The sequence below is a fragment of the Sphingomonas sp. genome, from assembly GCF_041661885.1.
In the GTDB taxonomy this organism is placed as follows: domain Bacteria; phylum Pseudomonadota; class Alphaproteobacteria; order Sphingomonadales; family Sphingomonadaceae; genus Sphingomonas.
Window position 1 is genome coordinate 26,347 of the sequence record NZ_JBAZTL010000008.1, and the last position, 25,752, is coordinate 52,098.

General features: G+C 64.6%; 22 protein-coding genes. 6 read left to right on the plus strand and 16 right to left on the minus strand.

The window, feature by feature from the left end:
• Nucleotides 1–52: 52 nt before the first annotated feature.
• The 9 genes from WC704_RS15195 to WC704_RS15235 form a co-directional block, all read right to left on the minus strand.
• Entirely contained in the window at nt 53–439 is a 387-nt protein-coding gene (locus WC704_RS15195; protein ID WP_372891376.1) for a thioredoxin family protein, read from the minus strand.
• Between the two features lie 59 nt (nt 440–498).
• Complete coding sequence (locus tag WC704_RS15200) at nt 499–1,224, minus strand: cytochrome c biogenesis CcdA family protein (protein WP_372891378.1); 726 nt, start codon at nt 1,222–1,224, stop codon at nt 499–501.
• Nucleotides 1,225–1,227: 3 nt separating this feature from the next.
• Nucleotides 1,228–1,626 carry a thioredoxin family protein gene (locus WC704_RS15205; protein ID WP_372891380.1) on the minus strand — a complete coding sequence of 133 codons (399 nt, stop codon included), beginning with the start codon at nt 1,624–1,626 and terminating at the stop codon, nt 1,228–1,230.
• A 75-nt stretch (nt 1,627–1,701) separates the two neighbouring features.
• A complete protein-coding gene (locus tag WC704_RS15210; protein ID WP_372891382.1) occupies nt 1,702–2,805 on the minus strand; it encodes an ABC transporter permease in 1,104 nt (367 codons plus the stop codon).
• Nucleotides 2,802–3,536, minus strand: coding sequence for an ABC transporter ATP-binding protein (locus WC704_RS15215; protein ID WP_372891384.1), 735 nt, complete (start codon nt 3,534–3,536; stop codon nt 2,802–2,804). Before WC704_RS15215 ends, WC704_RS15210 begins: the two co-directional genes overlap by 4 nt.
• Nucleotides 3,523–4,581 (minus strand): 3-oxoacyl-ACP synthase III family protein, encoded by a 1,059-nt coding sequence (locus tag WC704_RS15220; RefSeq protein WP_372891386.1) that lies wholly within the window; start codon nt 4,579–4,581, stop codon nt 3,523–3,525. Before WC704_RS15220 ends, WC704_RS15215 begins: the two co-directional genes overlap by 14 nt.
• The gene (locus tag WC704_RS15225) at nt 4,578–5,111 is read right to left on the minus strand and encodes a 3-oxoacyl-ACP synthase (protein ID WP_372891388.1); all 534 of its coding nucleotides are present in this window, start codon (nt 5,109–5,111) and stop codon (nt 4,578–4,580) included. Before WC704_RS15225 ends, WC704_RS15220 begins: the two co-directional genes overlap by 4 nt.
• 240 nt (nt 5,112–5,351) lie before the next feature.
• On the minus strand, nt 5,352–5,963 hold the full coding sequence (locus tag WC704_RS15230; protein ID WP_372891391.1) for an NADPH-dependent FMN reductase: 612 nt from the start codon (nt 5,961–5,963) through the stop codon (nt 5,352–5,354).
• A 20-nt stretch (nt 5,964–5,983) separates the two neighbouring features.
• On the minus strand, nt 5,984–8,893 hold the full coding sequence (locus tag WC704_RS15235; RefSeq protein WP_372891393.1) for a TonB-dependent receptor domain-containing protein: 2,910 nt from the start codon (nt 8,891–8,893) through the stop codon (nt 5,984–5,986).
• A gap of 221 nt (nt 8,894–9,114) precedes the next feature.
• On the opposite strand from WC704_RS15235, the gene WC704_RS15240 reads away from it, so the two are divergent.
• The 4 genes from WC704_RS15240 to WC704_RS15255 all read left to right on the plus strand — a co-directional run bounded on the left by WC704_RS15240 (nt 9,115) and on the right by WC704_RS15255 (nt 13,778).
• Nucleotides 9,115–10,641, plus strand: a complete 1,527-nt coding sequence (locus tag WC704_RS15240; RefSeq protein ID WP_372891395.1) for a permease — start codon at nt 9,115–9,117, stop codon at nt 10,639–10,641.
• On the plus strand, nt 10,638–11,642 hold the full coding sequence (locus tag WC704_RS15245; RefSeq protein WP_372891397.1) for a serine hydrolase domain-containing protein: 1,005 nt from the start codon (nt 10,638–10,640) through the stop codon (nt 11,640–11,642). Before WC704_RS15240 ends, WC704_RS15245 begins: the two co-directional genes overlap by 4 nt.
• Before the next feature lie 95 nt (nt 11,643–11,737).
• Nucleotides 11,738–13,174, plus strand: a complete 1,437-nt coding sequence (locus tag WC704_RS15250) for an IS1182 family transposase (RefSeq protein WP_372891399.1) — start codon at nt 11,738–11,740, stop codon at nt 13,172–13,174.
• Nucleotides 13,175–13,622: 448 nt separating this feature from the next.
• The gene (locus WC704_RS15255; protein WP_372891401.1) at nt 13,623–13,778 is read left to right on the plus strand and encodes a hypothetical protein; all 156 of its coding nucleotides are present in this window, start codon (nt 13,623–13,625) and stop codon (nt 13,776–13,778) included.
• A 121-nt stretch (nt 13,779–13,899) separates the two neighbouring features.
• Here WC704_RS15255 and WC704_RS15260 read toward each other — a convergent pair whose 3' ends face one another.
• From WC704_RS15260 to dacB, 4 genes are all read right to left on the minus strand, one after another.
• Nucleotides 13,900–14,670 carry an ATP-binding cassette domain-containing protein gene (locus WC704_RS15260; protein ID WP_372891403.1) on the minus strand — a complete coding sequence of 257 codons (771 nt, stop codon included), beginning with the start codon at nt 14,668–14,670 and terminating at the stop codon, nt 13,900–13,902.
• A complete protein-coding gene (locus WC704_RS15265; RefSeq protein WP_372891405.1) occupies nt 14,667–15,671 on the minus strand; it encodes a hypothetical protein in 1,005 nt (334 codons plus the stop codon). Before WC704_RS15265 ends, WC704_RS15260 begins: the two co-directional genes overlap by 4 nt.
• Nucleotides 15,672–15,793: 122 nt before the next feature.
• Nucleotides 15,794–16,618 (minus strand): phytanoyl-CoA dioxygenase family protein, encoded by an 825-nt coding sequence (locus WC704_RS15270; RefSeq protein ID WP_372891407.1) that lies wholly within the window; start codon nt 16,616–16,618, stop codon nt 15,794–15,796.
• Between the two features lie 10 nt (nt 16,619–16,628).
• Nucleotides 16,629–18,083 carry a D-alanyl-D-alanine carboxypeptidase/D-alanyl-D-alanine-endopeptidase gene (gene dacB / locus WC704_RS15275; protein WP_372891409.1) on the minus strand — a complete coding sequence of 485 codons (1,455 nt, stop codon included), beginning with the start codon at nt 18,081–18,083 and terminating at the stop codon, nt 16,629–16,631.
• Between the two features lie 136 nt (nt 18,084–18,219).
• On the opposite strand from dacB, the gene WC704_RS15280 reads away from it, so the two are divergent.
• Both WC704_RS15280 and WC704_RS15285 read left to right on the plus strand, forming a co-directional pair.
• A complete protein-coding gene (locus WC704_RS15280; RefSeq protein WP_372891411.1) occupies nt 18,220–20,256 on the plus strand; it encodes an alpha/beta fold hydrolase in 2,037 nt (678 codons plus the stop codon).
• The gene (locus WC704_RS15285; protein ID WP_372891413.1) at nt 20,253–22,190 is read left to right on the plus strand and encodes an amidohydrolase family protein; all 1,938 of its coding nucleotides are present in this window, start codon (nt 20,253–20,255) and stop codon (nt 22,188–22,190) included. The genes WC704_RS15280 and WC704_RS15285 overlap by 4 nt, the downstream gene beginning before the upstream one ends.
• 3 nt (nt 22,191–22,193) lie before the next feature.
• Here WC704_RS15285 and WC704_RS15290 read toward each other — a convergent pair whose 3' ends face one another.
• From WC704_RS15290 to dgcN, 3 genes are read right to left on the minus strand one after another with little or no spacing between them, the layout of a single operon-like run.
• The gene (locus WC704_RS15290) at nt 22,194–23,756 is read right to left on the minus strand and encodes an amidohydrolase family protein (protein WP_372891415.1); all 1,563 of its coding nucleotides are present in this window, start codon (nt 23,754–23,756) and stop codon (nt 22,194–22,196) included.
• Nucleotides 23,753–24,742: an N-acetyl-D-Glu racemase DgcA gene (dgcA, locus tag WC704_RS15295; protein WP_372891417.1), complete on the minus strand. Its 990-nt coding sequence runs from the start codon at nt 24,740–24,742 to the stop codon at nt 23,753–23,755. Before dgcA ends, WC704_RS15290 begins: the two co-directional genes overlap by 4 nt.
• Nucleotides 24,726–25,733: an N-acetyltransferase DgcN gene (gene dgcN / locus WC704_RS15300; RefSeq protein ID WP_372891419.1), complete on the minus strand. Its 1,008-nt coding sequence runs from the start codon at nt 25,731–25,733 to the stop codon at nt 24,726–24,728. The genes dgcA and dgcN overlap by 17 nt, the downstream gene beginning before the upstream one ends.
• Nucleotides 25,734–25,752: the final 19 nt, after the last annotated feature.

The following is a 25,752-nucleotide window of genomic DNA, read 5'->3' on the forward strand; positions in this document are numbered from 1 at the left end:
TATCCCAAGGGCCGCGATTGCGCCTCGGCGCGTGAGCATGGTGCGGCGCACCTTAGCGGAGCGCGTTTATTGCCAGCTCACGAATTTGCGCGGGATCGGTAATGCCAACCACACGGCCCGTTTCCTTGGCCCCCTGAAACGCGATCAGCGTGCTCTGCCGGGAAACACCGAGCGCCTTCTTTTCTGCCGTCTGATGATCGTAATCGAGCCGCAGGATCTGGAGTTTCGCATAAGCGGGATCAGTCGCCATAGCGTCGATCGTCGGTGCCTGCGCCCGGCAAATTGGGCACCACGGCGCGTACACATCGATCAACACCGATTGGCCCCGCGCCTGCGCCGCCTTGAGCGCGGCAAGGCTGAATGGCTTGACGGGTTGCGCTACAGCCGGGGCCGCGATGCAAAGGACGGCGGCGAGGGGAACAAAGCGAGCGAGCGACATCAAAATTTCCTTGGCGATTGGGGAGGCAATGGCCCCCTGTGCAGGGGGAGCGCTGGCGATCAATATGTGGTGGTGAGGTCAGTGAGCCAGTCGGGCGAGATGCTGACGATGAACCCTTCAAACAGCCGGTCCCCGCCGGTCAGAATGAGCACACCGACGATGATGAGCAGCGCGCCGAGCACACGCTTGCCGCCTTTGCCCGTGCTCATCAGGCGACCGCGCCACCGCGACAGGAAACCGCGCGTTGCGGTGGCGATCAGCAGCAGCATGGTCGCGATGCCGACGCCAAATGCCGCCATCACCAGGGCCACTTCGGCGAGGTTCTGCCCCTGCGCGGCGAGCACGGTCGCCGCGCCCAGCGTCGGCCCGACACACGGGCTCCACACGAGCCCGAGCAACACCCCGATCCCGGCCTGCCCCGCGAGGCCGAACCGTTCGAGCCCGGATTGGCGCTGCCCGGCCCAAGAGGCGAGCGGTGTCGCGATGCGGGAGAGCAAATCCTGCACCCGTTGCATCATCAGAACAACGCCTGCCAGCAGTAGGATTACCGCGCCCACTTGCCGCACGATTTCGCCGTCAAAGCCCGAAGACGCGCCGAGCACGGCGACCGCGAAACCAACCAGGGTAAAGGACGCAACCAGGCCGACCGCGAGGGCAAAGGGCCCCCATTTGTGGCGCTGCGCCGCGCTGCCGATGACGATCGGCACCAGCGGCAGAACGCAGGGCGACAGGATGGTTAGTGCCCCCGCCGCAAAGGCGAGGGCTGGACTGAGACCGCTTGCCACGGATCAGCGATCGGTCGAGGCGATGAGATCGGCGATCTTCACCTTGTCGGTCATATAGGCAATCCGCCCGGTCTCGCGCTTGCCGTGAAAGGCGATCAACGTCGCTTGCTTGCGGACGCCAAAGCTCCGCCACACATCCTTTTGCGTGTCATAGTTGATGCGGAACACGATCAGCTTGGGATAGGCTTCAGGCGTTGCGACGCGTTTGATCGTCCGCGCTTGCGACCCGCAAACCGGGCACCACCAGGCATGAACGTCGAGCAGGATCGGGCGCCCCTGTGCCTGCGCTGCCTCAAACTGTGCGCGATCGAACGGAGCAAACTCGGCCGCCTGTGCAGGCATGGCGGCGCTGACGGTGATAGAGGTCGCGAGAGCGACGGCGGCGGCGCGAAAGAATGACATGACCGAACTCCCAAATGCCCCGGCGGGGTCTTGAACTTCCATTCGGTGCGTTGGCAGGTCCGGTTACAGGCGTGCTCAATTGAGCTGGCGCGGTTGCGCCAGCAATGCCGCCGTGCTGGCCACCACCAGGAACACAAGCATGGGCCAGCCGTGGGCGAGTATGTCCACCGCGTGCCCGCCGCGCAGCAGCGCCTCACGCGCGGCGCGGATGAAGTGGGTAAGCGGGAAGACCCCGCCGATCCAGCGTGCCCATTCCGGCAAGGTTTCGAACGGATACAGAAAGCCCGACAGCAGCATCGCCGGCAGATAGAAAGCGACGGCGCCCTGCAACGCGGCAAGCTGCGTTCTTACCCGGACGGAGATCGCATAGCCCAGTGCAACGTGCGCTGCGGCGAACAAGGGGAGCAAGAGGATCAATGCAGCCACGCTGCCGCGCACCGGCAGACCGAACAGCAGCACGCCTGCGGCCAGCACCAGCAAACCCTGTGCCGTGCCGATCGCCGCATAGGGGAGGAGCTTGCCCACAAAGGTGTCTCCCCGGCTGATCGGGAGCGCGAGCAAGGCTTCCCAACTGCCCGTCTCACGATCGCGCGCCAGGCTCAGGCTGCCCAGCATGACCATTGCGATCATCACCGTTACGCCGATCAGCGCGGGCAGAAAGGTCCAGTCCGCGCGCGCATCGGCGTTATACAGCCGTTCCACCGCAAAGCCGGGCCCGCTGTCGGCGGCATCCGCGCGCTCGGCCAGCCCATGCCAATATCCCGCCTCGATCCGGGCGACGGCCACGTTGGTCAATACCGGGTTTGTCCCGTCAACCACGATACGGAGCGGACGCTGGACCTGGGTCGGATTGGCGAAAGAGCGCAGCGCGGGCACCTCGATGCCAATCAACGCGTGGCCGCTGCGGACTGCGCGCTCGGCGGCACCGGGTGTCGAAGGGCCATCGAGGATTTCCAGCCCGGGCAAGCGCCGGAGCGCGCGCGCGGCATCGGCGGCGTTGGCGGGTGTCGGTGCGGCGATGGCAACGCGCACGCTCGCCACATTGGGGCGAATTGCATAGCCGAACAGCAGCACCTGCAACGCAGGCACCACCACCAACAGGGTAAAGGTCGTGCGGGATCGTAGCAGTCGCAGCACCTCGACCCGGGCGATCGCCGTAATCCGTCGCAAGCCGATCATTGCGGTGCTGCCGTCGCCAACGCCGCGACCGCCGCCTCAAGTGTCCTCGCGCCGCTCTTGTCGATTAAAACCTTCGGTGTGATCGGTCCCTCCACCACGCCATCGCGATAATGCAATATCGTCGGGCAGCGCTCGGCCTCGGCAAGGTCGTGCGTGGCGATGACGATGCCGTGGCCGCGCGTGGCCAGCTCGACCAACCAGCGCCAGATATCGGTGCGGGTTACGACATCCAGCCCGGCGGTCGGCTCGTCGAGCAACAGCAAGGGGGGCGCATGGAGCAAGGTCGCGGCAAATTGCACGCGCCGGCCCCATCCACCCGACAGCCGTTCGAACCGGGTGGTGAGCACAGGAGCCAGCCCCCAGCGCAAGGCGGCGGCCTCAACCTGGCCGCGCGCGTCGGGAAGTCCGTGGGCATCGGCCCGAAAGCGCAAATTCTCGGCGACGGTCAGTTCGGGGTAAAGCGAAAGGCGTTGCGGCATATAACCGATCCGGGCGCGTCGCGCGGTGGCGGAAGCGCGGATGTCGTCGCCCAATACGGCGCCACTGCCCAAATCGGGGCGGAGCAACCCCGCAAGGATGCGCAGCGTCGTGGTCTTGCCACCACCATTGGCGCCAACCAATCCGACAATCTCGCCGGGCATCAGGCGCAAGGTCACATCGCGCACGACGGTGCGTGTGCGGTACTTCTTGGCCAGGCCAACAACCTCGACCAGCGGTTCAGCCGTGGTCATAAACAAAGCCGCCATGCATATATTTGGTGGCCTCGGCCCCAAGAATGAGCGCGCGCAGGCCGCTTTCGGCCCCGGTTTCGCGCAATTGGGCAAGCGCCAGCCAGATTGCCGCCGAACCGGTATTGCCGAGCCGGTCGGCGTTGACGAAGACGCGCTCGATCGGAAGACCGAAATGCGCGGCGCTTTGCTCGCCGATCCGGCCGCTGACCTGATGCGGTACGATGATATCCGCCGCCTCTGGCACCACCCCGTGCAACGCCGCTGCCTCCCGCCCGGCATCGAACAATCGCGTGCCGGATGCGAGGATCGCCGCAAAATCATGGTCGAATTCGCGGTGGCCGGTGGCGCGCATCTGGAGCCCGGGGGTACGGCCAAGACCGATCGCACCAAACCATGCCGCCGAAATGCTGCTGCCGCCATCGGTCGCCGGACCGAGGATGATGGCACCGGCACCGTCCCCCATTTGCACCATATTGACCAACTGCCCCGAATCCTCGGCGATCCGCGCGGGATCGAAGAAGAGCGAGCCGGTTTCCGAGCCGACAATCGCGACCGGACGCGCGCCCGGTGCCGCCAATAAGCCGAACGCGATCATCAACGCATTGGCAAAGCCGGTACAGGCCTGGCGCAGTTCGATATGGGGGCCGCCATATCCAAGCCGATCGGCGACGAAGGCGATGTTGCTCGGCAGCGGTTGGAGCGGCGTTGCGGTGTGGCCGATCAGATACCCGATGTCGCCGATCGCAAGGCCGGCATCGGCCAGTGCGGCGTTCACCGCAGCGGCGGCCAGATCGGGATTGGCATGGCCCGGTCGCGCCACCTCGTCAGCCGCTGCAAAATCGCGGCAAACATGGCGCGTGTCGATGGCCATCCGCCGCGCCACCGCCAGCGCCTCGCGGCGGCGGGAAAGGTCGAAGCGCTCCGCGATCCGGTCGAGCAGCGCCGCTGTCGTCACCGGCGCGCCGGGTAGCGCATGTCCCGTGCCGAGCACCGCAATCTTGCCCTGCGACAGCCAGGGGTGACCCTGGAGCGTTGCTGCGGTCATGTTTTGAGCAGTCCGTCGGGCAGTCGGCTAAGATCGCGGTCGAGCACCGCCGGGTCGACATGGAGTGCCTCGAAAGCGTCCCCGGCGAGCCGCAGGATCGCCGCAAGTCCACCGCGAGCGGCTGCTGCGGCATCGCGCATCGCCACGGTTAGTCCGTGATCGAGCGCGAGACCGCGTGTCACGCGGACATGGCGCGCCTCGTCGCGGTGGATACGCCGCAGGATCGAGAGGATTTCGGGATCGGCGGCGACCGGGCCATCGTGGCGCAGCAGTCGCCCGAACATCAGGCACACCGCCGAATCGAGCGCGGCGATACGGGCCAGGTGCAATGCCGGGCCGCCGCGAACCAGACCGATATGGAACCGCCGTGCCGCCTCGATTGGCGACCGGTCCTGTGCCGCCTCGGGCAAGCCGCTCTGCACCTGTCGGATCAGCCGGTCATGAAGGCGCTCTTCCGCGGCAATGTCGCGCAGCGTCCGGGCGGTGGGATCATCCTGCGCATGGCATTCGGCAAGGCCGTCAAACGCCATTCCCGCCGCCTCCTCGCCACATCCCAGCAAGGGAAGCAACGTGGCCAGCGCCGCCGCCCGGCGCTCATCAAGCTGTACCCGTGCGCGCGGAAGCTCCGGAAGCGCAGCGCCGGCGTGAGCAACGCGAAAACAGCGCGGCCGGCTCCCGTCCGCGCGCACTGGCGTATCGTCCAAAATCGCGATCCTCCGCTCGATCTGCCGAATGTGCTACGTAATAGTTCGCAAACCACCGGCGAACGGTTACACTATCCGCGCCGTTTTCGACCCCTGCATTTGGTGAACTGCGGTCGTCAGTGCGCTCAGCACAGCCGTCAGATCTTCCCGGACACGCGCGCGGGATGGCGCCGCCAATGGTCCGGTGATTGGCGGACAAACGGTAACGGAGGCGTCATCGACAATCCGGGCTGACATGGTCGACAAGATTTCACGCAGCGCCGCGTCGGCATGATGTGCCCGCGCAGCGGCATTCAGCACGGCGACCGGCTTGCCCGCAAAATGCTCGGATGACACCAGCCAGTCGAGCGCGTTCTTGATGACCCCGCTGACCCCGTGCGCATATTCGGGGCTGGCGATCAGCAGGGCATCGGCCGCTGCAATACGCTCTCGGAATGTTCTTACGGTCGGCGGGAGGTCCGATTCAAGATCGGGATTGAACAACGGCAGCGCGCCCGGCGACACCATTTCAACAACAACCCCTGCGGGGGCAAGCGCCGCGATTTCCTCGAGAAGCGCGGTGTTGATCGACGCGCGGCGCAGGCTGCCCGAGATGGCGACGATGCGCACGATGGGTGGCATGGCCGCCGCCTCCCCACGCGCGCCTCCGCCGGTTGCGCGCGTGGGGAGATCGATCACGATCGTCGTTTCTCCGCTGGTCAGAACTTCACTTCGGCCTGCACGGTGAACGAGCGGCCACGCGGATCGGCAACGCGCGGTTCCCACGAGCTGCCGCTGCCGTTGTTGCTGTCATAGGAAATCGCGAACGGCGGGTCCGTATTGAACAGGTTGCGTACACCGAGCGTCAGCTTGAACCCCTTGATCCCGGTATAAGCGGCAGAAAGGTTGTAATAGATGTAATCGGAAACGTCGGTAATGTCGTTCGATGGATCGAACGTGCCCGCCAGAACGCCCGGTAGAACCTGGTTCTTGTACCCAGAGCGGAAGATTTGGGTGAGCGCCAGGCTGAAGTCGTTGTTGGAATAGCTTACAAAGGCGTTATGCTTCCAGCGCAGGCCAAGGTCCGAGGCGAGCGAATAAACGCCGAGTTGCTGAATCGTGGCGGCGCTTGCGTTGACCTTTTCTTCCTTCTTCAGCAGCAGCGTTGCGTCGAACCCCGCCGCGAACGTGCCGCCAAGCGCATCAAGGCTGCCGCGCACCGTAAAATCGATGCCCTGCGTCCGGGTATTGCCCGCATTGGCATAGGTTTGGTCGATAACGGTCAGCCTGCCGGTTGAATCGCGGATGAAGCGATCCTGGAACAAGCTATAGTTCGCGAACAGATATTGCAGCGGCAAGACCTGGATCGTGTTGCTGCGGTTGATCGACCAGAAATCGGCCGTCGCGCTGAAATGGCGCGAGGGCTCGAACACCGCGCCGGCGCTGAAAAGCGTCGCGGTTTCCGGGCCAAGGTTCAAATTGCCGCCGCTGCGGATGTTGACGTTGTTGTTGAGCGACGGGCAGCCAATTGCCACGTTGACGGTGCCGTTCGGGCAGTTCCTCGGATCGGCAAAGTCGGACCCGGTATAAACCGAGTCGGTATCGGGATTGAAAATCTGGTTGAAGGACGGCACGCGGAACGCCGTATTGTACGATCCGCGGAACAGGATTGGCTTGAAAGGCCGATATTTAAGCGAAATTTTCGGATTGGTCGTGGTGCCAAAACCCGAATAATCGTCGACGCGACCCGCAAGGGAAACCTCGAATCCCTTGAACAGCGGCACCTGCAATTCGGCATACACCGCCTTGATGTCGCGATGCACCCCGTTGAGCGCGTTGCCATTGTCAAACGGCGCGGCAATGATCGTGCGCTGCACCGCGCGCTGATCGCCGTTGAACTTATATTCCTCGCGCCGGAAATCGACACCCGCCGCGAGTTTTACCGACCCGCCCCAGATGTCGAACAGCGAGCCTGAGGCCGACGCGTCGCCTTGCTTGACCGAGTATTTACCGCCGTAAAGCACGACACCTTGCGCCGAGGCAGACTGGATCGCCGCAAGCCCTGCGGCGCTCTGTGTCTGGCCGGGGAACAGGAACGGATTGACCGCGCCGCTGTTGAGCGCCGCCACCAGTGCGTCCTGATAATAATATCCGGTGCCAAGCGTCGAAGCCGAGATGCTATCGGCATAAGAGATGCCGGCATTGTAATCCCAGTCGCCGAACAACGGCCCGGTTGCGTTCAATGCCGCGCGGAACGTGGTGGTGGTGGTGGTGATTTCGCGCTCGCCGCATTCGACGCACCGCCAGCGATAGGAGAAGGTCGAATTGGCGTTCAGCAACCCGGGAAACACGCCGTTGATGCGGCCGATAAGGTTGTCGAATGCGACATCGTTGACGCCGGCGACCCGCGAATATCGGTAATTTTGCGTGGACGTGTTGGGGGTGATTTGCACCGGCGAGAAGCGCTTCACCGAGTCCGCGCTCGACCCGGTGATTTCGAGCGCGATCTCATGCGCGCCGAACCGCTTCACCGCACGCCCCAGATAGGTCAGCGTGTTGAGCTGCTGCTGGAGATACACGTTCTTGCCCGTGTCGAAGGAGCAAGCGAGGCCATTGCCCGGCGCGCCCCACACCTGGGTATCGTAAATGTCCTGGTCGGTCACCGCGTTACAGCCCGCCTGGCCGGGCAGGCGCAGCACGTTGATGCCGCCGGTGGCGCGCACCGATGTGCCGGGGATCAGCGGAAACGCGGACGATGTGGCAAAGCTGGTGCCCGCGAGGTTGACGATCGTCGCGAACGGTGTGCCGCGTGTATCGACGCCAAGGCCACGGTCATGTTGGAAGGTGTTGACGAAGCTGCGCGAATGCGCCTCAAGCGGGGAGACCCAGCTATAGCCGATCGTCCCCATCACGTTGAAGCCCTGGTTGTCGAGATCGCCAAAGCCCGCGATCGCCGACAGGCGATAGATCGGCGCGTCGCCCTTTTCGGTTACGTCGGAGAACGCCGTCGCGCCGAAGCCACGATAATTCTTCTTGGTGATGAAGTTGATGACGCCACCCACCGCGTCGGTGCCGTAGATTGCCGAGGCACCGTCCTTCAGCACCTCGACGCGCTCAAGTGCCGCGAACGGGATTTGATTGACATCGACGGCGGCCCCGGTCGTGCCCTGCGCCGCAACGCGACGCCCGTTGAGCAGCACCAACGTCGCCGCCGGACCCTGGCCGCGCAAATTGGCGAAGGACGCGCCGTTATTGCCGCGCCGTTCCGACGTTACCACGTCCGAATTGCTGGCGAGGTTGTCGGCGGAACTGCCATTGTCGGTCAGCAGCGAAATCAACTGTTCAGGGCTGCTGATGCTGTTGCGCTGTAATTCCTGGGTGGTGATGATTTGCAGCGGCAAGGCGCTGTCGTTCGGGTTCTGCTTGATCCGCGAACCGGTGACGATGATGTCGGCTGAATCCGCCTTGCGTGAGACTTCGCCTGCGCCCGTCTTGGGCAAGGCCGCCCCGGTCGGAGTGGCCGCATCGGGCGTCGTCTGCGCGACCGCTGTCCCCGCGCTCAGGCAGGAAAGGGCGGTAAACGCCGTGCCGCAAACGAGTAAAGTCTTGAGCGACGTAACCTTCAACATCTGGTGATCCCCTAATGTTGCGCCCCCGCGCAACCCCGGACATTAGGTAACAGGAATGTTGCAACGCGCCATAGTTTCTGTTGCGTGTGCCATAGCCTGCGGGCATCGCCGCCGCGTTATTTGCCGGAAAGTGTGGCGCGCGTGCATCATGTGCGGCATTGACGCTGGCACGATGGCGGGGGAGCATGGCCCGGCAGAAGCAACTGCACAGGGGGATTACGATGTCGGCGGTTTTATCCGGCCCATCACTGCCGGAAGCGCCGACCGTTGCCAGCGGAGGAACATCCGGGCGTAATCATTTCGCACTGTACCTGCTGCTCGGCTTCTCCGCCGGGCTGCCTTATTACATGTTTTCGACGATCCTGTCGGCGCGGTTGGCAAAGCATGGCGTCGATCTGGTTCTGATCGGCTTTTTCGGCTGGGTGCAGTTGCTGCCGACGCTGAAATTCCTGTGGGCGCCGCTGCTCGATCGATATTCGGTGCCGGGGTTCGGGCGGTTCTTCGGTCGGCGGCTGGGGTGGATCATACTCTCGCAATTGGGCATTTTCGCCGCGATGGTGGCGATGGCGTTCACCTCAAGCGACGCCAGCCTGCCCTTGACCGGGCTGTTCGCGCTGCTGCTGGCGTTCTGGACGACGACGCTGGAAGTTTCGGCCGATGCGTGGCGGATCGAACTGGCTCCCACCCCGGAAACGCAGGGCCCGCTGACCGCCGCCAATCTGTGGGGGTATCGCAGCGCGATGGTCGCGGCGGGCAGTGGCGCGCTGATCGTCGCGGACCATGCCAATTGGACCTGGGCTTATCTGGTGATCGCCGCAGGCGCCTTCGCGCCCTTGCCGATCCTGGCGATGATGCGCCCGCAATGGCCCCGTGCGAGGATGCCGGGGCTGCCTACGCGGGGCGTTGCGCTGGCGACGGGGCTTGGAGCCAGCGTCGTAATCCTGGGGCTGTCGTTGCTCCTCGCGGCGGGGGCGGGGGCGCTGGTGCTGCGGGCGGCGGTCGCGATCGGAATCAGCGCCAAAACCGATGCCACGAGCACGGTATTGGTGCTGTGCCTGCTACCGTTTGTCATCATGGCGGCATTGCTGCCGCGTATCGTTCATCTGCCGTCGGGGGCATGGGCGCGGCAGTCGACGATGGTTGGGCCTTATGTCGATATCTTCTGGCGCTTTGGTTATCCGGTGCTGCCGCTGCTGGCCTTTGTCAGCTTCTACCGGATGGGCGACGTGCTTACGCTGGCTTTGTCCAAGCCGCTCGAAATCGCCGCGCATTATGATTTGACCACGATGGGGATTGCCGATGGCTTCGTCGCCTTGCCGAGCAGCATGGCGGGGGTCGCGGTGGGCGCGTTGCTGGCGGTGCGCTTGCGGCTGACGCGTGCGCTGGCGCTGGGGGCGATCGGGTCGGCGCTGGGCAATTGGATCTTCGTGTGGCTGTGGTTTCAGCCGCCGAGCCCGCATGTCATCTATATCGCCACCGCGCTCGACCAATTTGCGCATGGCATGGAAGGGGCGATCTTCGTCGTGTTCCTGTCGATGCTGGTGAACCCGCGCTATCCCGGCGCGCAATATGCGTTTCTGTCGGGCTTTGCCTTCCTGTTGCCGCGCCTGCTGGCCGGAGCAGGCGGCAATATCGCGCGGCATATCGGTTTTGATGGGTTTTTCTGGCTGTCGGGCGGGCTCAGCCTGGCGGCGGTGCTGTTCCTGCCGTTGATTGCGCGGGTGCAGGCGCGGGAGGAGGGGGCATGATCGACATCGAACGCGCCTTCGCGCCAGCGGCGGCGGCGGTCATCGAGGGGCGTATTCCCGGCGCGACGCTCGGCATCGTCACTGCTGACGGCAGGCGCGCGGTGCGGGTCGCGGGCCATGCCGCGCTGCTGCCCGAGCCGGAGGTGTTGACCGAAGCGCATTGGTTCGATCTCGCCTCGGTCTCGAAGGTGATCGCGACGACCACGATGATCCTGCACCTGGCCGATCAAGGCCGGATCGATCTCGATGCGCCGTTGACCGACGCTATCCCCGACCTGCGGCAGTATGACATTGCGGGCGCGCCCGAGCGCCGCCTGACCTTCCGCGATTGCCTGGCCCACCGCACCTTTTTCCCCGCCGTCGAGCCGATCTACACCTATGGCGATGATCCGCAGCGGCTGCGCGCCTTCGTGCTGCAGCGCGCATGGCGGCACGGGTCGCCGGTTTATTCCGACATCAACTTCATCCTGCTCGGCATCGCGGTCGAGCGACTGACCGGCGCGCCGCTCTCGGCCTGGCCGCTCGGTGCGGGGCTCGCTTTCGGGCCACCGCCTGGCCCTGCGGTGGCGACCGAACGCTGCGCGTGGCGCGGCCGCGTGCTGAAGGGCGAGGTACATGACGAGAATGCGGCGGCGCTGGGCGGGGAGACCGGCCATGCCGGGCTGTTCGGCACGGTCGGCGGCGTGCTCGATTTCGCCGCCGGGCTGCTCGACGGGAGCGGCGCATCAGCCGCCATGCGCGCTGCGATCCGCACGCCGCTCTACGAGCATCGCACCTGCGGGTGGGAGCGCAAGTTTGACGGCTGGTCGGGCGGAGGCGCCTGTTCCGCCGAGACGATCGGCCATACCGGCTTTACCGGCACCGGCCTCTGGGTCGATTTCGAACGCGGATATGCCTGGACGCTGCTGACCAACCGCGTCCACCCGACGCGGCATTTCGATAGCGGGATTTTCACGCTGCGACCGGCGACTGGCGATGCGGTGGCGGGGGCGGTGGGTTAGGGGGGGGATGACGGGCCGTTCGGCAGTTTCTGCCCGAGGCTGTGTAAAAACGTCGGAATCTGGTATGGTTCTCTCGCGTTTCGGGAGGCTTTGGGATGGGCCGTTTCGTCCAAGGGGAAGACCGTCGGCAGGACTATCTGCTGCCAGCATCGCTCGATGATTATGTGTCGGCAGATAACCCGGTTCGGGCAGTCGAGGCCTTCATCGATGCGCTGGATCTGGAGGCACTGGAGTTCGCAGGCATGACGCCGGCCGAGACCGGCCGCCCCGCCTATCATCCAGCGACGATGCTCAAAATCTATCTCTACGGCTATCTGAACCGGGTCCAGTCGAGCCGGCGGCTCGAGCGCGAAGCACAGCGCAACGTCGAGTTGATGTGGCTGACGGGGCGGTTGGCGCCCGACTTCAAGACGATCGCCAACTTCCGCCAGGCCAATGGCGCTGCGATCCGGTCTGTATGCAGCCAGTTCATCGTCTTGTGCCGGCAATTGGGGCTGTTCACGCGCGCGGTCGTCGCGATCGACGGCAGCAAGATGAAGGCAGTCAACAACCGCGACAAGAACTACACGGCCGCCAAGGTCGCCTCGCGGATGAAGCAGGTGCAGGACAATATCGATCGGTATCTCGACGCGCTTGATCGCACCGATCGCGAGGAGAGCGACATTGCCGAGCCGAAGGCGAAGCGATTGACGGAGAAGATCGCCCGGCTGCGGGCGCAGATGCGCGATCTTGCGGCGCGTGAAGAGGAAGTGCGGAACGCGCCGGACCAGCAGGTGTCGCTGACCGATCCCGACGCACGCGCCATGACGAGCGCGGGCCGTGGCACGAGCATCGTCGGCTATAATCTGCAGGCGACCGTCGATGCCGAGCATCACCTCATTGTCGCGCACGAACTGCTGAATATCGGCAATGACCGCGGCCAGCTTTCTTCCATGGCGGCGAAAGCCAAGGCGGCCATGGGCGTCGACACCTTGGATGCCATCGCCGACAAAGGCTATTTCAAAAGCGAGGATATCCGGACCTGCGAGGGCATCGGCGTTACCGCCTTCGTGCCCAGACCGCTGACCTCAGGGGCAAAGGCGCAAGGCCGTTTCGGCAAACCGGACTTCGTCTATCTGGAGCAGGAAAACGTCTATCGATGCCCCGCCGGTGAAGATCTGATCTATCGTTACACCTCGGTCGAGGACGGCATGACGCTCCATAGCTACTGGAGCTCGAACTGCCAGACTTGCGTGCTTCATGACCAATGCACGACCGGCAAGGAACGCCGGGTCCGAAGATGGGAACATGAGGCGGTCGTCGAGGCGATGGAGCGGCGCCTGGATCGTGCGCCAGAGGCAATGCGGATCCGCCGACAGACTGTCGAGCATCCGTTCGGCACGCTGAAGGCCTGGATGGGCTCGACGCACTTCCAAATGAAAACACTCAAGCACGTCAGGACGGAGGCCAGCCTCCACATCCTCGCCTATAACTTCAAAAGGCTGGTTGCCATCTTGGGCGTACGGCCGCTGATCGCAGCAATCCAGACCTGAGCGTCAACGCTCAACCTTCAGCGCGCCGCTCCAAAACTATGGGCCCGCACCGGCGAACACGTTTTTACACGGCCTGGCCCAGTTGCTGCCGTTCCTACGGTCAGCTATGAGTCTATCTATGCGAAAGATCACCTCACGCGATTGGCTTGCGTTGGCCGTGCCCGCCTTTCTAATCGCGGCGAACGGTTTCGTGTCGGCACAGAAAAATGGGTGGCTGCCGAGCCTTATCGGAGTCGCGCTGACGTTTTCTGCTGTGGCGTGGTTCTGGCGTAGGCAAATCCGACGGCATCCGCAGGATACTTGGCGTATCCGTCTCTAAAGAATCATCCAACGGACGCAAACCATCCAAACCGGACCATTGGAGCGTGCCACTTGGCGCCGACAATTACACCACTGGACAGTGGAGAGCGCTTACCCCATCTAACTTCAGCACCGATCGGAGGTTGAGATGAGCAATCTGCAATATAATGATGCCCAGCTCTGGCGCGAAATTATCGCGGCGTACCTTGGAAAGGACAAGAAGCGCGCCAAATTTTTCATGACAATTTTCTGCGAGCGAAGCCTAGCAAGGGCTAAGGCAAGGATGGCGAATGATCCTGCGTGATCGAGTATCCGTTTATGATTCTTATTTTTCCGTAGGCCGACAGCAAACCACCAATCTCGATTCTTCCGCCAACCGTTTTCCCACCTAAACGAAATGCGGCTCAGATTGCTCGCACAGGTGCTCATAATGCACTAACCCCTGTTCCAAGCCCAAAGCGACCGTTCACCTCATCGCCGTTCGACCGCAGCAGATCGATCATTTGTCGTTCGAATGCCTGGGGATTTTGAGCGGCTGTCCGAAGCAGATTATCGTCCAACGCCATTGCGACGCGGCCATCCGCGAGCATCAACCCGGTATCGCAGGCGGCGGCGAGCGTGCCGAGATCATGTAAAGCCGTCATCAGTGTCAGGCCGTTATCGACCATCGCGCGCAGCGCCTGGCGCAGATCAAAACTGGCCACGGGATCGAGCCAGTTGAAGGGTTCGTCCAATATCACGAGTGCGGGGGCATCCACGAAGGCCAAAGCGATTGCGATCCGCTGGCGCATTCCCGCCGAGCAGTCACCGATCCAGCGGTTGAGCAGGGCATCCAGCGCGAGTGCTGCACGCAGCGGACCAAGGCGTGGTAAAATTTCGTCGATACCCCCACCGATCAGTTCGAGCGCTTCGCGCACGCGCAAAGCATCCGGCAACTTGTCGGGCGGAGGCGAGAATCCGACGCGTGTGGCGCGTGCCGCACGATCGAGAATCAGTTCATCGCCATCAATGCGGCATGATCCACCGGCAAAGGGCAATCGGCCCGCGAGCGCCCGCAACAGGCTGGTTTTGCCCGATCCGTTGGCGCCGATCAGCCCGAACCAAGATCCGCGCCCGACCGTCAGATCGACCTCGTGAACGACACGTTGACCAGAGCGCTCGACGGACACGGATTCGAGGCGGACGATCGGGTTCATGCGAGCATCCACGTCCTTGTCGCTGCGCGCCGCTGCAACTGCCAGACCATGACGATCGCGACGAGCGGCATAATGGCGGGCATGGAGAAGGCCACCAACATCAAAAGCGCCATCAGGACCGAGACAAGGACATCGGCGGAGCGCTTGCCGTGGAGGCGATAGGCAAGGATGCGCGTCGTCATCAGCACCAGGGCCGCAGTCGAGACGATAGCGACGATCCCGGCAACGATAGTACCAAAGGCAAATGCGCAGATTGGCGCAGCCACTACCGTGAACAGAACAACGCCGCGCGCCTGACGAGCGATGATCCGCCACGAACGGTGCCCGTTGGCCGTCAGGAAGCGAACGATCCCGTCATCGACGACCGTCAACGCTAAGGCGAGCATGGCCGCTTCGATGCTGGCGAGGGCAATAAGGGCGTTGGTGCCGAGAAAGCGAGCCAGCAACATCAGCGACAAGCATAGGGTCGCCGCAGCGACAATTCCTGCGTGCGGGCGTTGCGCCCATGATCGGACCGTTCGCCCGTACCGTAGCTTTACGATGGCGAGCCCGGGTACGGCGAACCCGAACGTCCCACCACCGATGAGCGCGCCAGCCGCATAGCCGGGCAAACTCACGATCACCAGAGAGGGCCGGACGACCAGCGTAACGATTGCCAGAATACCAAGCCCGATGGCGTGCCACACGATTATGTAGCGTCGGCGTGTCGGCAAGTGCAGGGCATCCGCCGTTAACGCACCGTCAAAGGCATGGAAAGCCAAACGCGATGCAATTAATTGCCCCGCTGTTACGCCGATAAGGCCACCGGCAGCCAAGCCGACCCATGCAGCAACGGTCCACGGGCGATCTGCGAACCAGGCCCGCACAACCGCTATGATAACGAACAGTCCGATTCCTACGGTGAGCCGGTCCCGCCAAGGTGCAAAAGTGGCTCGAATACCGTTGACCACGATCCGGCAGTCATAATCGAACAGACGGTTGCTCCCAGCCTTGATCTCCATATCAAACACAATTGGGACCACTGCCTGGGTTGATCTTGCAGGCGCGTTCTAAACGATGCGAGCCACAAACTGCCAGTCTCTTATCCGCTCAACTCTGGTCGTCCCACGTATCGCTTCCCCCCTTAAACAAAATGCGGCTCGGGCCGTTCGCGCAATTGCTCGTAATGCACCAGCGCCTGCTCCGCGCCCAAAGCGACCGGCTGGCCGTCGCGGAAGGTCCATTCGCCGCGGTCGCAATCCTCGGCGCGGACATAGCCGTTGATGTAGAAGCGGCGCAGGTGGGTGGCGGTGTTGGTGCCCGAGGCATGGACCAGATACGGGCTCCACACAGCGATATCGCCGGGTTCGAGGATCAGGTCGACTTGGTCCTCGGGCGACAGGCCCGCCGCGTCGAGCGCGCTGTCTTCGGGCGAGCGGCCAAGCGAGGCGGCGGGGTCGAGCGGCAGGGCCCCGCGCGTGTGGCTGCCGGGGATGAAGCGCATACCGCCGCTGCCTGGATTGTGCGGGTCGATCGCGAGGCCGGTCTGGACGTAGGAGCTACCGAGATTGCGATACGCCGCAGCCGGGCGACGCGATTTCGCGTCCTGATGCCAGGCAAAATCGCCGCTGCGATCGGGCAGTTTCCAATGCAGTTGGTTGATGATCTGCTTGATGTCCCGCCCGATCAACGGCTCCAGCAGCGTCGCCCAACGCGGATCGAGCCGCGTCTGGTCGAGCAGCGCGACATGGTAGGAGGGCCACTGCACCATCGGCACATGCGGCGCACCGTCGAGGCCGGGGCGAACGGTGTAGAACAAATTGCCGTGGCGAAAGCTCCGGCCGTGCGCGACGCCCTCGGCATAGACCTGGTCCATCGCCGCGCCGATCGCCGCAACCTCGGCGGGCGAAAAGAAGCCGCGCATCACGGCGTAGCCGTGGGCACGAAAGTCGGCGACATAATCGGTCATTACCCGTCTCTCAGTTTTGCGATGCGATCAGGAGCAACGCTGCATCCATCGCCTTGATCGCGCTCGCGCCTTCGGGAACGTCATTGGCGTAGAGCGCCATCGTCAGCGTGCGCCCGCTCTTGGCGATGATATAGCCCGACAGCGCGTTGGTGGCGTTGAGCGTGCCTGTTTTGGCGAACAGTCTGTGGTCGAGCGCGCTGCCGGCAAAGCGGCGCGCAAGCGTGCCTTCGCCCCCCACCGGCAGCGTCGCGCGCCACGCCGTGCCCCAGGGTTGCGCGCTTGCCCAGCGTAGGAAGGTCACCACGCCGCGCGGGGTGACCCGGTTGTAGCTCGACATGCCCGACCCGTCCGCAAAGTCGAACGCCACGCGCGGCACACCCGCCTGGGCAAGCATCGCGCGCACGGCGACCTGTCCATCGGCGATCGATCCGCTGCCGTTTTTCACGGCGATTCGGCGCAGCATCAGCTCGGCATGGAGGTTCTGGCTGACCTTGTTGATGAGCGTCAGGTCCTCGATCAACGGCGGGGGCGTCAGTCGCGCGAGTGGTGTTGCAGCGGGTGCTCGCGCTGCGGGCGCGCTACCGCGAATGGCCGGGTCATCGCCCGGCCCGTTCGGGCGATGGCGCACGCTGACGCCGCCCGTAACGCGGACACCGCGCGCAACCAGCATGTTGCGCAGCACCCATGCAGCATGGTGCGCCGGATCATCGATGCCGAGGCGCAATTGCTCGGGCTTGTTGCCGACCGCGATCGTCCCGCCGAGGCGCACCACCGTGCCGTTCGGTGCGCGGTCGAAGGTGATTGCCGTCGCCCCCGTCGCTGTCGTCAACGCACCATTTTCGACGGTGTAATAAGGCGGCAACGTTATCGCTGGCGGGCGACCGGGCGTGGTCGGTGCGACGGTGATCGGCAGTTCGTTGTCGTCGAGCGTCAACGCTGAGGTTGCCGTGCCCGATTTGGTCGGGATGTTGTTCCAGCTCATCCCAGGGCTCCAGCGCTCGTCGGGATACAGGCTGTCATCGCCGACCACGTCGCGCACCACGCGCGTCTTTGCGACAACCGCATCGGCGAGCGTCGCAAGACAATCGACCGTGCAAGTGGGGGCGCTCGACAGGCGCGCATCGCCATGCCCTTCCAGAATCACGTCGCGCTGGTTCCCGGTCTGGTCGATCCGCACCGCCGCGCCGCCCGTTTCGTCGGGCCGGTCAAGCCCGCCTAGCGACCAGAAGGCGGCGGCGGTGGTGAACAGCTTGGTATTGGAGGCGGGGATAAAGCGCTGATCGGGGTTGATCGCGATGATTTCGGTGCCGGTATCGTCGACCACGACCAAGCCAAAGCGCGTGCCGGGGCTGGCGCTGCGCAACGTGTCCTCAACCCGGCTCTGCAGCACGGATTGGGCGTGGAGCGCCGTCGGCAGGGCGGTGGTGAGCAGCAGGACGAAGGGCGTGATGAGCGGACGATACATGCGCGCAGCCTAGGACCAATTGCGCGACAAACAATGCAGGCAGGCACATACAGAGCGTTGCCCCCGGTATAACCGTTGCGCATGATCGGGCCGATCGCCGGTTGTCGGCACTCGTGCGCGGCTCCACTATGCGGGTATGACACGGCGTATCGCATTGGGGTTGGGGCTTTGCGCCCTGCTGTTGGCACGACCGGCGCTGGCCGATGATCTGGCCGCGACCTTGGCCTTGCCGATTGCGAGTGGGCTGGTCGGTGCCGCCGACACGCCGCGCTTCGCCTGGGTCGAGAATGCGGGCGGCGTGCGCAACATCTGGGTCGCGACGCGGGATATGCCTGCACGCGCGATCACCGCTTTCACCGAGGATGACGGGCAGCAACTGTCCGATCTTGCGCTGACGCGGGATGGCGCAAGGGTCGCCTTTGTGCGCGGTGGCGATCCCGAATTTCCCGATGGCAGCATCCCCAATACCGCGGCCAGCGCAAACCCGCCCAAGCAACAAATTTTCATAACATCCACCACCGGCGGCGCAGCGGAACCGGTGGGCGACGGCCATGTACCGGTTTTCGCACCGGATGGCGAGCGGCTGGCTTATACGCGCAAGGGCGAGATCTGGCTGTGGAGCCAGACGGCGGGCGCGCGGCGTGTGGCGTCGGTTGCTGGCGAGGTTTCGCGGTTGGAATGGTCACCAGACGGTAGCCAGCTCCTGTTCGTGGACGAACGCGGCGACCACAGCTTCATCGCCTTGCTCGACGTCGCGGCGCGCGGGGAGGCGCGGTTGCGCTATCTCGATCCCGGTTTGGGCTTCGCGGTCGAGCCGTGTTTTGCCCCCGATGGCAAGAGCATCGCCTATATCCGCTTCGTCGATCCTCCCGCCACCGCCACGGACGATAGCGGGCGCTATTGGTCGATCCGCGGCGTCGAGCTTGCGACTGGTGCCGCGCGAACGCTATGGTCGGCACCGACAGGGGCTGGCGGAGCCTATGCCGGAACCCGCGCACGCAATCTGTTCTGGACGACGGACGGCACGATCGTCTTCCCGTGGGAGCGGAGCGGCTGGCTGCACGCTTATGCGCTCGATCCGGTGCGCGGCACCGCGCGCGATCTCACGCCGGGTACGTTCGAGCTGGAGAGCTTTCTCTTGTCGGCGGACGGCAAAGCACTGGTTTATGCCGCCAATGCCGGAGACCTCGAACGGCGTCACATCTGGACGGTGTCGCTCACCGGCGGCGCGGCGGCGCGGCTGACGCAAGGCGCGGGGAGCGAATCGATTCCGACCTTTGCCCAGAATACGCTCGCGGTGATGGCGACCAGCGCGACGCAACTTGCGCACCCCGCGCTGGTCGGCGGAGGTCTCGCGCCGCTGCACGCCACCGCCACGGTCGCGGGGTTTACGGCACCCGAAACGGTCACCTTCGCGGCGGAGGATGGCGTGCTGGTCCACGCGCAATTGTTCCACGCGCGCGGCCCCGGCAAGCATCCGGCATTGGTCTATGTGCATGGTGGCCCGCGTCGGCAGATGTTGCCCGGCTTCCACACCTCTTATTATTATTCGAACGCCTACATCCTGAACCAGCATTTCGCGGCCAAGGGCTATGACGTGCTGTCGGTGAATTATCGCAGCGGCACCGGGTACGGCCACGATTTTCGCGAGGCACCGGGCCAGGCGCGTGGCGGTGCATCGGAATATCGCGACGTGCTGGCCGCAGGCAAATGGCTGGCGGCGCGCAGCGATGTCGATCCGGCGCGGATCGGGATTTGGGGCGGGAGCTGGGGTGGATATCTCACCGCGCTAGCGCTCGCCCGCAACAGCGATCTGTTCGCCGCCGGGGTGGATTTCCACGGCGTCCACGCGATGGTTCGCCCGGTCGAGAAGACACTGTCGCCAGAGGCAGAGGCGGCGGCGCATCAGTTGCAGTGGCAATCCTCACCGCTGGGCGCGATCGCGTCGTGGCGCTCGCCCGTATTGTTGATCCACGGCGACGACGACAAGAGCGTGGATTTCTACCAGTCGTTGCTGCTCGCGCGCGAACTCACCGCACGGCAGGTGCCGTTCGAACAACTCGTCTTTCCCGATGAGCGCCACGACTTCTTCCGCTACGCCGATTGGCTGGCGAGCTATCGGGCAACCGATGATTTTCTGGATCGCACGCTCATGCACAAGGTTACGCGATGAAGTGGGTTGCTGCGTTTCTGACACTTTCGTCGATTGCGGCGGTGGGTATCGCTGCGGGCCCCGACGATGCGGTGATGATCCGTGGCGCACGGGTGTTCGATGGCAGCGGTGCGCCCGCGACAATCGGCGACGTGCTGGTGCGCGGGGATCGCATCGTCGCGGTCGGCCCGCATCTGCGCAAGCCGCGTGGCGCGCGCAGCGTGGATGCACGGGGGCTTACGCTGATCCCCGGATTACACGATCTCCACACGCATCTGCGTTCGCCGGGTTACGATGCGCCCGATGATCTGGGCAAGGCCTATGCCGGCTATCTGCTGGCAGGCGTAACGTCGGTGAACGACTATTCGGTGTCGGGCGAAATGATTGCGCCGATCCGCCAGATGGTCGCTTCGGGGGCGGTGGCGGCACCGCACCTTGAGCTGGCGGTGCGCGTGGGCGTGCCGGGTGGGCATGGCACCGAATATGGCTGGGGTGCCTTCTTCACGCTGCAGGCCGCAACCCCCGCCGCCGCACATGTTGCGATGGCGACCGCGCTGCCGTACCAGCCCAACCTCATCAAGGTCTTTGCCGATGGCTGGCGCTATGGGCGCGACAGCGATCTCAACAGCATGAACGTGCCGACGCTCTCTGCGATCGTGGCCGATGCGCACAAGGCCGGTTTGCCGGTCATCACCCATACGGTAACCGTGCAGGGCGACCGTGTCGCCGCGATGGCTGGAGTCGATGCCGTGGGGCACGGGGCGGGGGATGCGCTGATCGACGATGATTTGATCGCGCAGATGAAGGCCAACCACACCGCCTATATCCCGACATTGGTGGTGTATGAGCCGCAGCAGACCCGCCGTTTCGAACCCGAGGAGCAACGCGCGCTGACCCCACCCGAGGCGGCGTTCGAAGCAAGCCATGCGGCGCAATCATCAAAGCCGGTCGCGGCTTATGATGCGAAGCGCTGGGCGATCATGCAGGACAATGTCCGGCGGCTGAAGGCGGCGGGCGTGCGTATCGGGGTCGGCACCGATGCCGGGATCGAGGGCGTGTATCACGGCCCCGGCACGCTGCGCGAGATCTGGTGGTTGACCAAGCTCGGTTTCACACCCGCCGAAGCACTGGTCGCTGCGACCGCGACCAGTGCCGATATTCTGGGGCAGTCGGCGGACAACGGACGAATCGCGCCGGGCCAGCGTGCCGATCTGGTGCTGATCGACGGGCGGCCAGATGAACGCATCACCGATTTGTGGAAGGTCGCGCGCGTGTTCGTGTCGGGGCGCGAGATCGCGCTCGCCCCGCTGCGCGCGCTGGTGAACGGGGCGGCACCAACACCGTTGCCGCTCCACATCATGCCGGGGCCAATCGACACCGGCGCGCGGAAAGACGGACGTACCGATCTCGACACCTTGCCGGTTGAGAGTACCGATTCCGGCGTCGACCACAGCCACCTCGATTTTGTTCGACCGGGCAGCGACGATCCGAAGTCGCCCGATCGTCCGGTCTTCCTCATCGCGCATATGGGGGCCAAGCCGCGTCCGTTCGCGCAACTGGTGTTGCCGCTCACGCAAGGCGCGGTGCAGCTCGCCGATGCGCGTGGCTTCACCGGTGTCGCGTTCGATGCGCGCGGCAGTGGTCGCTACGATCTGTTGTTCGATAGCTATGCGATCAACGATGATGACTGGTTCCGCACCGGTTTCGAAGCGGGGGAGGTGCAGCACAGCTTCCACATCCCGTTCAGCGCCTTCGCCAGCCGTGACCGGAACGCAGCACTCGATCTCACGAAATTGCGCGCGCTGATCGTCCGGCTCGAAGGGCAACCCGGCGGCAAGGCGTGGCTGCAACTCGACAATATCCGCTTCTATCGGGCAGGCGTGGCTGATGATCGGGCCGCGCCGCTGCCCGCGCCCGGAACCCGCAATCCGCAGCATTATAGCGAAACGAACTGACGCTCAGGGACAGGTTCCGGCGGGCGGGTGATGCGGCAGCGCGCGTCCGGCGGCACGACCGGTCAGCTTGCCACCGTCAACCGCTAGGATGCCGTTGACCAGCACCGTCTGGATGCCGACCGCAAGCTCGGTTGGCTTTTCGTAAGTCGCGCGCGGTGCGTAGCGGCGCGGATCGAACACCACGACATCGGCGAAGGCGCCGGCTTTCAGGTGCCCGCGCCCGGTCAGGCCGAAGGTGTCGGCGGTTAGCGACGAACTGCGCTCGATCATTTCACGCAGCGTCAGGACGTGATCGGCGACGACATATTTCGCATATTTGCGCGCGAAACTGCCATAAACGCGCGGGTGGCCGGGCGATGCGTCGGAATCGGTCATCACCCAGGGTTGCCGCATGAAGGCGGCGATGTCGGCTTCGCTTTGGTTGAACGAAATCACGCCCGGGTCGCTAACGCGGATCACCGCGATTGCCGCCGTAATAGGATCGGTCCCGGTCGCCGCCGCTACCTCCGCCAGCGTGCGGTTGCGTTCGGCACCTTCGGTAATCAACAGCTTGGTTGGCCCGCCGCGTTTGCGCATGTTTTCGGCCATGTCCGCGCGCAGCCGCGTGGCCTGCGTGGGGTCGCCAAAGCGCGCGAGCATCGCCGTGCGGGCGCCGTCCTGCGCCCATAACGGAACGAGCGAGGCGACCATGCTGGAGCCGCTCGCCGACCACGGATATTGGCTCGCGGTGATGTTAAGCCCCGCCGCGCGCGCTGCCGCGATCCGCGCGATTACCGCCGGGGCCTGGCCCTGCACATCGACGCCAAGCGCCTTGATGTGCGAGACATGCGCCGGAATATGCGCGGCACGCGCAATTTCGATCTCCTCGTCGATCGCCGCCAACAGCCCGACGGTGTAGCTCGATTCATCGCGGATATGGCTGTCGTAAAAGCCGCCCCGTTTGCCGGCTTCGGCGGCGAGCGCGACCACTTCGTCGGTCCTGGAAAAGCTTTGCGGGGCATAAAACAGCCCGGTCGAAAGCCCGATCGCGCCCTGGCACATTGCGGTTGCGACCAGCGCCTGCATCTGGGCCAGCTCATCCGGGGTCGGTGCGCGCTTGGCCTCGCCGATCACGCGCTGCCGGATCGTGCCGAAACCCGTATAACTGGCATAATTGATCCCGACCGGGCGTGTCCGCGCGCTGTCGAGCACGCTGCCAATGTCGATCGCGCCGCCGCCGTCATTGCCGATGAACGCCGTCGTCACGCCTTGCATCAGGAACATCGGGATCAGCCGCCGCGCCGGATCGTCCGAGGCAAGATCATCGCCCATATGGGTGTGCGGGTCGATGAAACCGGGTGCCACGATCATGCCATGCGCGTCGATCACGCGCGCGGCGGTGCGCGCCACATGCGGCGTGACTTCGACAATGTGGTCACCCTCGATCGCCACGTCGCCGACGAACGGTGCGTCCGAACCGGTATAGATCGTGCCGCCGCGCAGGATCAGGTCGGCGGAAGGCGGGGTCGACGCGCTGATCGACGCCAGCGCTACGCCGATCAACAATCCGATCCGGCTGATATTCATGGCGTACCCCAGAAACCGGGGGCCGGTGGCGACAGGATGCCCCCTTTATCCGTCACCCCACCATCGCGATCCTCCGCCAGCCACAATGGCCCGTCAAGATCGACAAAATCGGACAGCATTGCGATGTGCAGCGCGGGCGCGATCGATAGCGAGGAACTGACCATACAGCTCGTCATCATCCCCAGGCCGCGTGCGCGGGCACCGTGGGCGAGGGCAAGTGCGGCGGTCAATCCGCCAGCCTTGTCGAGCTTGACGTTCACGCATTGATAGCGCGCGGCAATCCGATCGAGATCATCGACGGTATGGACCGATTCATCGGCGCAAATCGGCACCAGCGGCGCAAATTCGGCGAGCCAGGCATCGTCCTTGGCCGGCACCGGTTGTTCGAGCAGCGCGATGCGGAGTTCGACCAGCAGCGGCTGCATCGATTCAACGAGGGTGCGGTCCCAACTTTCATTGGGGTCGACGATCATCGTGGCATTGTGTGCCACGGCGCGCACTGCGCGCAGTTGGGCGGCGGGGTTCTCGTGGTTGACCTTGACCTTGATGAGCGGCGCGGTGGCGATCAGGGCGGCCGCCCGTGCCATCGCCGCCGGTGTGTCGATGACGACCGTCAACGCGCTTGCCATTGATGTGGGGTCAGGCCCGTCGATCATCGTCGTAACCGCGTGGCCCGTGCGCTTCGCCTCCAAATCCCACAAGGCGCAGTCGATCGCGTTGCGCGCCGCGCCCGGTTGCAGCAGACCGAGCAGCTCCGCGCGGTCCGCGCCACCCTCAATGGCATCGCGCACGCGCGCAACCTCGCCCAGGGAAATCGCGACGCTCTCGCCATAACGCGGGTAGGGAACGCCCTCGCCGCGGCCAACATATCCGTCCTGCGTGATCGTTACCGTGATGACGTCCGCCGCTGTCTTAACACCGCGCGCAATGCGGAACGGCGTGTGCAACGCGAAACGGTCGTGTCGCGCGTCAAGCGTGCGGGGCATGGAGCGCATCGATGATGGGATCGACGCCAAAGGCGATCGGATCGGTACAGGGCAGGCCGAGCAGATCCTCGGTGCGTTCGCACAGCGCGCGCGCTGCCGTTGCGTCGAGCGCGGAGGTGTTGAGGCACACGCCGACCGCGCGCACGCGCGGGTTGGTGAGGCGCGCGACCTGCAGATTCATCGCCAGGCATTCTTCCAGATCCGGCAAGGCGCGTCCGGGCAGGCCCCGCATGTGCGCGCGATCGGGTTCGTGACACAGCACGATCGCCTCGGCCTGCGCGCCGTGCAGCAATCCGGTCGAGACGCCCGCAAAAGCGGGATGGAACAGCGACCCTTGCCCTTCGATCACGTCCCAGCCATCGTCATCGCGCGCGGGGGTGAGTTGCTCGATTGCGCCCGAGATGAAATCGGCCACCACGGCATCGACCGGTATGCCGCCCCCGGCGATGAGGATGCCGGTCTGTCCCGTCGCGCGGAAATCGGCGGTGATGCCGCGCGCGCGCAGCGCCGTGGTCAAAGCGAGCGTCGCATACATTTTGCCGACCGAACAATCGGTGCCGACCGTCAACAGCCGATGACCGGCGCGGGGGTATCCCGTTCCGACCACCAGATTCTCCGGCGGATCGCGCACGTCGAACAAGGCAAGGCCACGCTCGCGGGCGAGCGTTGAAAGCCGTGGCACGTCGCGCAGGCGCTGATGCAGTCCGGCGGCGACGTTCATCCCCGCTTCGAGCGCGGCGATGGCATCCGCGATCAGATCCTCCCCCATCGTACCGCCCGAATTGGCGATGCCCAGCACCAGGGTGCGCGCGCCTGCCGCCGCTCCTTCCGCAATCGTCAGCCGGTCAAGGCCCAGTGTCAGCGGACAATCGTCATAGCGAAATTCGCCGACGCAATCCGCCGGGCGGAAGGTGGCGAGGCCGCGTGAGGTCTTGATGCCAATCGTGTCGGTGCTGTGGCCAAGATACAGCAAATAGGGTCCAGGGATCATGCCGCCCACCGTACTGGCG